The organism is Psychrobacter sp. FME13, from assembly GCF_014861395.1.
GTDB lineage: Bacteria > Pseudomonadota > Gammaproteobacteria > Pseudomonadales > Moraxellaceae > Psychrobacter.
This window is the reverse complement of the sequence record NZ_RRYV01000105.1, coordinates 1-10,521: the sequence shown is the minus strand read 5'-3', so window position 1 is coordinate 10,521 and position 10,521 is coordinate 1. Positions and strand designations below refer to the sequence as shown.

Sequence of the window (10,521 nt, the reverse complement as noted above, 5' to 3'; positions counted from 1 at the left end):
CTGATAAAGGGTATATCAGCCCGAGTCTGACATCGTACTACGACGCTCAAGGAGTAGATTTACAAACGCCACTCAGAGCTAATATGAAAGAAGATAGACCCAAACCTGTGGTAAGACGGCTAATGAAAGCCCGCCGTATCGTTGAAACAGTCATTGGTCAGTTATCAGAACGATTTAATATACAAAAGGTACGAGCAAGAGATTTATGGCATTTGTCTCATCGATTGATTCGTAAGATTCTGTCGCATAATCTGTGCTTTGTACTCAATAAAAAACTTGGTAACCCGCCTCTTCAGTTTGATTTGCTTATTTCAAGTTGAGAGTGGGGTTTAAATATAGTAGCTATAAATAGTGTGCATAAAACCATTTACACTCACTACAGTTATGTAGTGGCATGTTATACTGCTAGCAATTCTGCAACAACCCCTACCTCACTATTATATAAGCTTAAGATATTCTATGGCACTGATACATTTAAAAGATATTCACCTCGCTTTTGGCGTTGCTCCTATTCTTGATGGCATTGACTTTTCGATTGAAGCAGGCGAACGTGTCTGTTTGATCGGTCGTAATGGCGAAGGTAAGTCTACTTTGTTTAAACTGATCAATGGCTCACTGCAACCTGATAGTGGCGAAGTTATTATTAATAGTAGCGTACGTATTGCGATGCTAGAACAAGACGTACCTGAAAGTAGTGGTCGCATCCTAGACATTGTGATGGGTGGTAGCCGACGTACTGCTGATCTGTTGATCAACTACAACGAACAGACCGATTTGTGTGCGAATGGCGACATGGCTGCTTGCGAGCGTATGGCGGAGTTGCAGCATGATATCGATGCCGTACACGGTTGGGATTTGGAACGTGAAGCAACTCGTCTTATCAAAACCATGGGGCTAGACCCAGAAGACGACTTGTCTTCATTGTCAGGTGGTCGTAAACGTCGTGTGCTATTAGCACGCTCATTGGTTACCAAACCTGATGTACTCCTCCTCGATGAGCCGACCAACCATTTAGACGTTGATAGTATTGAGTGGTTAGAGCACTTTTTATTAGATTGGCAAGGTCTGACACTATTATTCGTGACCCATGATAGAGCGTTCGTGAATAAACTATCGACTCGTATCATTGAGCTAGATCGTGGGCAGTTGACCAGCTATGATGTCACCCAAGGCGAAGGTGGTTATGCACGCTATCAAGAGCTAAAAGAACTACAGTTATTGGCTGAAGAAAAAAATAACGCTAACTTTGATAAAAAACTGGCGCAAGAAGAAGTTTGGATTCGTCAAGGTATCAAAGCCCGCCGCACCCGTAATGAAGGTCGTGTTCGCGATCTAAAAGCACTGCGCGAAGAGCGTAGCGCCCGTCGTGAGCAAGTCGGTAATGTGAATATCACCATGGGTCAAGGTGAGAAAAGCGGCAAGCTCGTCTGTAAAGTCAAAAACTTACATCTTGAGTATGATGGCAACGTGCTGGTTGATGACTTTACCACGACTATCATGCGTGGTGATAAAATCGGGATTGTCGGACCTAACGGTGCAGGTAAAACCACACTTATTAAAGCTCTACTCGATATGTCTGATGACGAAGTCACAAAATCTGGTAACGTCGAATTGGGTACCAATTTAAAAATTGCATTTTTCGACCAGCTACGCGATCAGTTAGACCTTGAAGCTAGTGTGGCACAAAATGTCTCAGAAGGCTCAGATTTTGTAGAAGTGGGTGGTCGCAAGACACACATCATGAGCTACTTGCAAGACTTCTTATTTGCCCCAGAGCGTGCACGTACTCCTGTCAAGGCACTATCAGGTGGTGAACGTAACCGTGTGCTACTTGCCAAACAACTATTAAAACCTGCCAACATTCTCGTACTCGATGAGCCAACCAATGATTTGGACATGGCGACACTTGAGCTATTAGAAGAATCAGTTGCCAGCTTTGGCGGAACGATTTTGCTTATCAGCCATGATCGCTCATTTATGGATAACGTTGTTACCTCAACATGGGTATTTGACGAAGATGAAGACGGCAAAGGGGTCGTCAGTGAGTATGTTGGCGGCTACCAAGAATATCTGGTACAAAAAAACCGTGAACAAGCAGCCAAGGCAGCTAGAGCGCCCGTAAGCAATACCGCAGTTAAAACAGCCAGCAAACCAACGGCTGCAAAACCCAATAAAGTGGCCAAAAAGCTTAATTTTAATGAGCAACGCGAACTGGATAATCTACCAAAAGAAATCGCAGCATTAGAAACTGAGCAAAATCAATTGCAAGAACAGCTGGCAGATGGTTCTTGGTTCACTACTGATATCACTGCAGCAACAGCGGCTAGCGAGCGATTATTGGCTATAGAAGATGAGATGATGGTCAAGTTAGAGCGTTGGAGTACGCTTGAAGGTTAAAGCATACTTGATATTTTGCGATAGCAGCTTATTTATGGTGACAGGTACTTAATTATCAGAAATAATCACCACTTTATGATATGAAGTGGTGATTATTTACTTATAGCTACTTACAAAGCAGTTATATAGTGAAAGTTACCTAATTTTCAAGTATCATTCGCTATTGCTAAATATCCTTATTAATTTTAAGGTCATTACGTCTACAATCCTCGTAAAGGATGGATGTTAGACAGTAATACCTCTAGACGTTTTGCGGTGATTATCACTTTCAACCTTATAATATACCCTATTGAGGTTGCTTTATTTTTAACGCAATAATTTATTTTATCACCGAAATAGCTTAGAATAGCAACAATTAGCAAAATTAGGCATAGCCAAAGTGGCTTGATATTGTATATTTTCTAAGCCACAAACCCAGTGTGGGATAATCCCATTTCATTCACCTGGAGGAAGTATTAATGAGCCAAGCCGAAGGCGTTAACGTACAACGCCGTAGAGTTCTTATTGCCTCAACTGCCGCGATTGGTGCAGTTGGAGTCGCTGCTGTGGCAACACCTTTTGTCCGTTCTTGGTATCCAAGCGCTAAAGCTGAGGCTGCAGGGGCTGCAGTGACCCAAGACATTGGTTCTATCGAAGCTGGACAGATGATTGTTGTCAAATATCGTGGTAAGCCTATCTATGTGGTTAAACGCACAGAAGATATGTTATCGACTTTAGAATCTGTAAAACCTTTGCTGTCTGATCCAGATTCTGAAGCATCATTACAACCTGAATATTGCAAAAATACAGAACGCTCTATCTCACCAGATGTTTTGGTGGTTGAAGGTGTTTGTACACATCTGGGCTGTGCACCAAACTATCGCCCTGATGTTGGCGCAGCCGATCTGGGTGGTAATGACTGGTTCGGCGGATTTTTCTGCCCCTGTCATGGTTCTAAGTATGATTTAGCAGGACGTGTCTTTAGTGGCGTTCCAGCACCGCTTAATTTACCTGTTCCAGAATATGGTATGGATGGTACTATCTTGACGGTTGGGGAGGCTTAATATGAGTATTGGTAAGAAATTGATGCATTGGGTGGACGCGCGTTTTCCTGCGACTGAAACCTATGAATACCATATGTCAAAGTACTACGCACCAAAGAACTTTAACTTTTGGTATTTCTTTGGCGTATTATCAATGATTGTATTGGTCAACCAATTAGTGACTGGTATATGGTTGACGATGATGTACAACCCAAGTGCCGAAGGGGCATTTGCGTCTGTTGAATATATCATGCGTGATGTAAAAGGTGGTTGGCTCATTCGTTATATGCACTCCACTGGCGCATCTGCGTTCTTTGTCGTGGTCTATCTGCATATGTTCAGAGCCTTGCTATATGGTTCATATCAGAAACCCCGTGAGCTTATTTGGCTCATCGGTATGGGTATTTACCTAGCACTTATGGCAGAAGGCTTCTTTGGTTATCTACTACCTTGGGGTAACATGTCATTTTGGGGTGCTCAGGTTATTTTGAACCTTCCTGCTGCTCTACCAGTGATTGGTGACGGTCTTGCTGAATGGGTACGCGGTGATTATATCATCTCAGGTATTACCCTAAACCGCTTCTTTGCACTACACGTAGTGGCTATTCCACTAGTCTTGGTAGGCTTAGTATTTATGCATATTGTGGCGCTACATCATGTTGGTTCGAACAACCCTGATGGTATCGACATCAAAAAGCTAAAAGATAAGAATGGCATACCATTAGATGGTATCGAGTTCCATCCTTACTACACTGTGCATGACATGGTTGGTATTGTGGTCTTCTTTATTTGTTTCTTTGCAGTGGTATTCTTCTTCCCAGAAGGTGGTGGATTCTTCCTTGAGCCACCAAACTTTGAGACAGCGAACTCACTGAAAACACCAGCGCATATTGCACCAGTATGGTACTACACGCCATTCTATGCCATCTTACGTGCCGTTCCTGATAAGCTTGGTGGTGTTATCGCAATGGGTGCCGCAATTGCCGTACTGTTCTTAATACCATGGCTTGATAGATCACCAGTACGCTCAATACGTTATAAAGGCATCTTGTCTAAAATTGCACTGACTGTGTTTGCCATCAGCTTTATCATATTGGGTTACTTAGGTGCCACGCCAACGACGCCAACAGCAACACTCATGGCTCGTATATGTACAGTGCTCTATTTCTTATTCTTCTTATTGATGCCATTTTACACTGCCATTGAAAAGTGTAAACAGCCACCAGAACGCGTTACCGGAGGTCACTAATGAACACGCTAATTAAATCCCTAGCTGGTCTAGGCTTAGGCGCGGCATTGAGTTTGACTGCTGGTACTGCAATGGCAGCTGGCGGTCACGGATGTGGTACATTCGTAAACGCCGATGGTGTCGAAGAGCATTTAGCTTGTAGTACAGCCCCTATTGATTTTACCAATAAGGGCTCACTACAAAACGGTGCGAAAACCTTTATGAACTACTGTGCGGGTTGCCACTCAGCTAAGTACGTTCGTCATTCTCGCATTGCTCAAGATTTAGAAATACCACCTGAGTTGGTTGAAAAGTATCTAATGGTAACCACTGATCAAATTGGTGACCATATCAATGCTGAAATTGACCCTGAAGTCCAAGCAGCTTGGTTTGGTGCAGCGCCTCCTGACCTATCACTTGAGACACGACTGCGTGGCGATGATTGGGTATATACTTACCTACTGTCGTTCTATGAAGATCCAAGCCGTCCTTGGGGTGCTAACAACTTAGTACTAGCGAACGCAGCCATGCCTCATGTCTTGCATAACATGCAAGAAGAGTTGAGCCAAGAAGAGTTTGAGAGTGAGGTTGGCGATTTGGTTAACTTTATGGCATGGATGGGCGAACCTGCTCGCCATGACCGCCAAGTAATTGGTTTCTTCGTTATTTTGTTCTTATTGGTCTTATTGATTCCAGTTTACTTATTGAATAAAGAGTTCTGGAAAGATGTAAAATAAGCCAATACTAAAAACATCAAAACCAAGCAAGATATTAGGCACTACTTTGGTAGTGCCTTTTTTCTATTATAATAATCAATAATGAACACCAAACGCTCCATCAACCAAAATAGACAAATAAAACGCTCAATATCAATGTTTACGTACGTTACCTTGATAAACAGGACAACTTTGTTTACGATGACAACCTTCACTATTAACATTAGGCTTTCATGATCGATGCGAACGACATTCCAAGTAGTCAGCTAATTCTATATGCTGATGACGGCTACAACAGTCATGTGGTACGCCTATTACTTGAAGAAAAAAATCTCGCTTATTATTTATCACGTTTACACTCTGAACGTCCTGAAGATTTGACCGAGCTCAACCCTTATCATACCTTGCCTGTACTACAGCAGCGTGAGATTGCGCTCTATGAAATTAATGTCATTTTTGAGTACCTAGAAGAGCGTTATCATACCAATAAACTACTGCCTGAGACGCCACAAGAGCGTGCACAGTTTCGGCAATTGGCTTGGCGAATTCAACATGATTGGCTTGTACTTGGTAAGCGCCTATTGATGCATCCAGACAGTTTTAATAAAGCACAAGCTGCCATTGCTAAAAAGCAGTTAAGCGATTCCCTTATTACTTTATCCCCACTCTTTGCTCATAAACCCTATTTTATGGCCGATGAGTTTGGCTGGTGTGATGTGCTATTAGCACCACTGCTATGGCGACTAGATGAAATGGGTATCGAGCTACCACGCGCGATCAGCCGTCCGTTGTTCGAATATCAAACAAGAGTGTTTGAGCGTGGCAGCTTTCAAAAAAGCGTGCAGTGATTAGACAAGTATTAAAAGCTGCCCTAAAATAACTACAAATAAAACCAACATCAAACAGCGTTTATCGCGTGATAAGTTACTAAATAAGACATTTTTAATCACCAGACATAATTTGTATAGGAAATCATCAGATGAGTGAAACGACCTCTATTACCCCTACCCGTCCTTATATGGTACGTGGACTATACCAGTGGATAGAAGACAACCTCCTTACCCCTTATTTGATGGTTGACGCCACTGCTGACAATTTACAGATTCCAAGAGAACATGTACAAGACGGGCGTATCGTACTCAATATTGCTAGCCGTGCGACTGGTAATATGCATATGGGTAATGATTATATTAATTTCAGTGCGCGTTTCGGCGGCGTCTCACAAGAGATTTGGATACCACTGACTGCGGTGATGGGTATCTATGCAAAAGAAAACTCACAAGGTATGTTTTTTGACCCTAATGAATATGACAACTATGAGCCCGAAGAAGGCTCAGATACTGCTGTTAAAAAGAACACTTCTACTGCGCCTAAGCCAAAACGTGATAACAAAGCGGGTTTAAAGGTATTAAAATAACTGGTTTTTCTGCACCAAAAAGCCCGTCATATTAGATATGACGGGCTTTTTTTGTGTTGTAGCTTACCCAAGACATTATCTATGTTCTTGGTAACGTCACACCGCGTTGACCTTGGTATTTACCACCACGGTCTTTATAACTGGTCTCACAGACATCGTCCGCATCACTTTGGAAAAATAGCATTTGCGCAACCCCTTCTCCAGCATAGATACGTGCTGGTAAATTGGTGGTATTACTAAACTCTAAAGTCACATGACCTTCCCACTCTGGCTCAAGTGGCGTGACGTTAACGATAATACCGCAACGTGCATAGGTTGATTTACCTAGGCAAATAGTCAGTACATCACGTGGAATACGGAAATATTCCACCGTACGTGCCAGTGCAAATGAGTTAGGCGGAATGATACACTCATCGCCCACGATATCAATAAAGCTTTTTTCATCGAAGTTTTTAGGGTCAACCACGACTGAATGTACGTTAGTAAAGACTTTAAACTCAGGCGCACAGCGTACATCATAGCCATAGCTTGAAGTACCGTAGCTAACTAAACGCTCGCCTGAATCATTAAAACGTACTTGACCTGGTTCATACGGCTCAATCATGCCATGCTCTTCGGCCATTTTACGAATCCAGCGGTCAGACTTGATAGACATTCTTGTTCCTTAGAAAGTATTTAATAGCGACGATTATACGGAATTGATGGCGAAATTTATAGTAGCGTTGATTCAATACTAGCCATTTTCAGCTAATTTTTTAGGTCCCAGCCAAATTTTTCTAAGTCACTATTCATTTACAGCTACTGGCTGTCCTTGGTAGCTGACTGTGCTACTAACTATTCCTCTTTTGGCTTGTCTTGCGGCAGCCCAAACGGCTTCTGTAATGGCTTTAATCTCTATCATTGTCAATCCGCCTGCTAACTCTTCAGTGACATTGACTGCTGCAAAACCACTTACTCCAAACCGATGCTTGGGAAACTTAAGCAATAAATCAGTAATAGCTTGTACTGCTAGCAAAAAATCAGCAATCACCATTCGGCGATTGCTAAAATTCGCATTAACTTGATGGCGTTTGTTACTGCCATCTTTATAGTAGCAAACGGCACTCACTTGATTATTTGACAGTCCAATGACGTATATCGGCGGTCGAAATAACTTTAGGAGCTGATATTGCTTGGGGATAGTATCTAAATGACTTTGATAAATAGCTACGCTCACAATGTTCTCTTTTAAAAAATTCGCTTATCATCGACAGGTTTGGCAAATTTATTGATATTGGCTTCAATATTTTTGGCAATGCTCAGATAATATGGCGCAAACTCATCATCAGCCAATACACTTGGTTCGCCTTTATCCACTTGCGCACGAATACTACTAGCAAGTGGCAATTGTCCTAACAGTGGTACATGATATTGCTCAGCGATAAACTCACCACCACCAGTCCCAAAGATGGCTTCAGTATGATTGCAGTTACTACAAGTATGTAGTGCCATGTTTTCAACCACACCAAGTACCGGAATATTGGTCTTGTTAAACATCTCGACGCCTTTTTGCGCATCCAGTAGTGCCACATGCTGCGGTGTGGTCACAATCACAGCACCCGTGACCGGAATACGCTGTGCCAATGTCAACTGAATATCACCTGTACCTGGTGGCATATCAATCACTAAATAATCCAGCTGTGGCCAGTTCGTTTGATTATATAGCTGCATCAATGCGCCAGTGGCTTTTGGTCCGCGCCACGCGACAGGTGTATTATCACCATCAAGTAAACTACCGATAGACAGCATCGCCATGCCATGCGCATCGACCGGCACAAACTGCTCGTTCTCTAGCTGCGGCTTCACATCAGCAACCCCTAACATAGTAGGCATACTAGGGCCATAGATATCCGCATCCAATACACCAACACGGTTGCCAAGCTTTTGTAATGCTAAGGCAATATTGACGGTCGTCGTTGACTTACCGACACCACCTTTACCAGACGCTACCACGATAATATGACGAATACGCGGATGTGCTGCTAATGATGATTGTGTCGGTGCTGCTTTCGTAATCGGTGGCTCGACGTTATTGTTACTATCAGGGTTTGCTGCAGCATTACTCTGACTATCCATGGCGTTGGTCGTCTTTGGCATTGGTTTTGGCAACGTTGAACCAGCCCCTTTCCCTGGTGCTGGTAGACGCACGTTCATATGAATCGTGGTGATACCATGCGGATGTAGTAACTGTCCAAGCTCCTGCTGAATGGTTTCAGGCTTGCTGTTCTGCGGCAAACGCAAGTCTAAAGTGAGCTGACTACCTTCACGATTAAGACCCGTAATCATAGTCGCAATACTAACCGTACCAACTTCATAACCAAGCAATACCTTGTCTACAGCACTGTCTCGAGCTGCTCGCTGTTCTGGCGTTTCTGGTTTTTTCGTGGGATTTTTTTTCATAAAATTAAACATAGCGACCATTACTGCCTATACAAGTGGGTGGGTAGGCTAAAACAATGCTCTAGATATCGTTGATAATCCAATAAACAAGGTGAGCCTATGAGCTTTTTAGCCAAACCTTTTATCGTGATAGTGTAGCTGAATTACGAGCATAAAAAAACCACAACGCCAGTACGACTGACCTTGTGGTGATGAACAATGATAATAATAAAAGATAAGATACTGTAAAGGTAAATCTTGATGCCAAAAACTACCGGTCGCTCGCTTTTTAGTTCATAAACCAACCATGGCTGGCTAAGATGGACTGCCCTGTAAAGACATTAGTCGGAAACGCGGCTAAGAATAAAGCCAATTGGGCAATATCGTCGACCGTGGTGAACTCTTTGTCGACCGTATTCACTAGCATGATATCGTTGACCACTGACTCTTCACTGATGCCTTTTTCGGCTGCTTGTTCAGGAATCTGTTTTTCAACCAACGGCGTTTTGACAAATCCTGGACAAATCACGTGTGAGCGTACGTTATGTTGAGCCCCCTCTTTGGCCAATACACGACACAGACCTAGCAGTCCATGTTTGGCAGTCACATAAGGCGCTTTATAGAGTGAGGCTTCATGCGAATGTGCCGATCCCATATAGATAACCGTACCACCCTTATCACCTTTATACATGTGCTTAATCGCAGCTTTGGTGGTCAAAAAAGCGCCATCTAAATGGATATCAAGCATTTTTTTCCAATCGCTAAACGCCATCTTGTCAATAGGGTTAATGATTTGGATACCCGCGTTAGATACCAGAATATCGATTCCGCCAAACGTATCGACCAGCTGTTGTACCCCATCATTTACCGCATTTTCTGAGGTAACATCCATCTCAATCGCCAGTGCTCGACCGCCAACGGCTTCGATCTCATCAACCGCTTTCTGCGCGGCTTCGAGATTGATATCAGCAATACCGATCGCTGCACCTGCTTTTGCGTAAGTTCCGGCGATGTCACGTCCGATACCACTTGCAGAGCCAGTGACTAACGCTACCTTGCCTGTCAAATCTTGTTGTAATTGGGTCGCCATATCGATTCCTTATGATGGTCTAAGAATATTATTAGTTTTTATAAAAATTGAGCTAAACGATTAGGGCGTGTTGAACATTCAAATATTAGGGCTGCTGATCACTAAAATTGCACCAAACTAGGCGCAAGCCGACGATAATGTCGAGACCTTAACTAGGCTTGTAACGACGTTTGGGGTGATTTTAGCATCAGCCTTGAGAACGGATCCAGCAAAGCACTGCTTTGCCCGTTTGC

Annotated in this window: 11 protein-coding genes; 7 read left to right on the top strand and 4 right to left on the bottom strand. The window is 43.1% G+C overall.

The genetic code is table 11. The annotated features are described in order from the left end of the window. The 7 genes from EI164_RS11500 to EI164_RS11470 all read left to right on the top strand — a co-directional run. Positions 1-320, top strand: a 320-nt coding sequence (locus EI164_RS11500) for a transposase (RefSeq protein ID WP_318779513.1), incomplete at its 5' end; no start/stop codon positions are given. A 139-nt stretch (positions 321-459) separates the two neighbouring features. Next, positions 460-2,397, top strand: coding sequence for a ribosomal protection-like ABC-F family protein (abc-f, locus tag EI164_RS11495; protein ID WP_192520099.1), 1,938 nt, complete (start codon positions 460-462; stop codon positions 2,395-2,397). 458 nt (positions 2,398-2,855) lie between these two features. Further along, complete coding sequence (gene petA / locus EI164_RS11490; protein ID WP_192520098.1) at positions 2,856-3,440, top strand: ubiquinol-cytochrome c reductase iron-sulfur subunit; 585 nt, start codon at positions 2,856-2,858, stop codon at positions 3,438-3,440. A 22-nt stretch (positions 3,441-3,462) separates the two neighbouring features. Continuing rightward, positions 3,463-4,668, top strand: coding sequence for a cytochrome b (locus EI164_RS11485; protein ID WP_192520100.1), 1,206 nt, complete (start codon positions 3,463-3,465; stop codon positions 4,666-4,668). After that, complete coding sequence (locus tag EI164_RS11480) at positions 4,668-5,384, top strand: cytochrome c1 (protein WP_192520097.1); 717 nt, start codon at positions 4,668-4,670, stop codon at positions 5,382-5,384. Before EI164_RS11485 ends, EI164_RS11480 begins: the two co-directional genes overlap by 1 nt. A 212-nt stretch (positions 5,385-5,596) precedes the next feature. Continuing rightward, positions 5,597-6,211 (top strand): glutathione S-transferase N-terminal domain-containing protein, encoded by a 615-nt coding sequence (locus EI164_RS11475; RefSeq protein ID WP_192520096.1) that lies wholly within the window; start codon positions 5,597-5,599, stop codon positions 6,209-6,211. A gap of 131 nt (positions 6,212-6,342) precedes the next feature. After that, positions 6,343-6,780, top strand: coding sequence for a ClpXP protease specificity-enhancing factor (locus tag EI164_RS11470; RefSeq protein WP_192520095.1), 438 nt, complete (start codon positions 6,343-6,345; stop codon positions 6,778-6,780). Between the two features lie 79 nt (positions 6,781-6,859). Here EI164_RS11470 and dcd read toward each other — a convergent pair whose 3' ends face one another. The 4 genes from dcd to EI164_RS11450 all read right to left on the bottom strand — a co-directional run bounded on the left by dcd (position 6,860) and on the right by EI164_RS11450 (position 10,288). Then, positions 6,860-7,435, bottom strand: a complete 576-nt coding sequence (dcd, locus tag EI164_RS11465; protein ID WP_192520094.1) for a dCTP deaminase — start codon at positions 7,433-7,435, stop codon at positions 6,860-6,862. Positions 7,436-7,564: 129 nt separating this feature from the next. Further along, a complete protein-coding gene (locus EI164_RS11460) occupies positions 7,565-7,996 on the bottom strand; it encodes a hypothetical protein (protein ID WP_192520093.1) in 432 nt (143 codons plus the stop codon). Positions 7,997-8,007: 11 nt separating this feature from the next. Further along, entirely contained in the window at positions 8,008-9,231 is a 1,224-nt protein-coding gene (gene apbC, locus EI164_RS11455) for an iron-sulfur cluster carrier protein ApbC (RefSeq protein ID WP_192520092.1), read from the bottom strand. Between the two features lie 256 nt (positions 9,232-9,487). Next, positions 9,488-10,288: a 3-hydroxybutyrate dehydrogenase gene (locus EI164_RS11450; protein WP_192520091.1), complete on the bottom strand. Its 801-nt coding sequence runs from the start codon at positions 10,286-10,288 to the stop codon at positions 9,488-9,490. Positions 10,289-10,521: the final 233 nt, after the last annotated feature.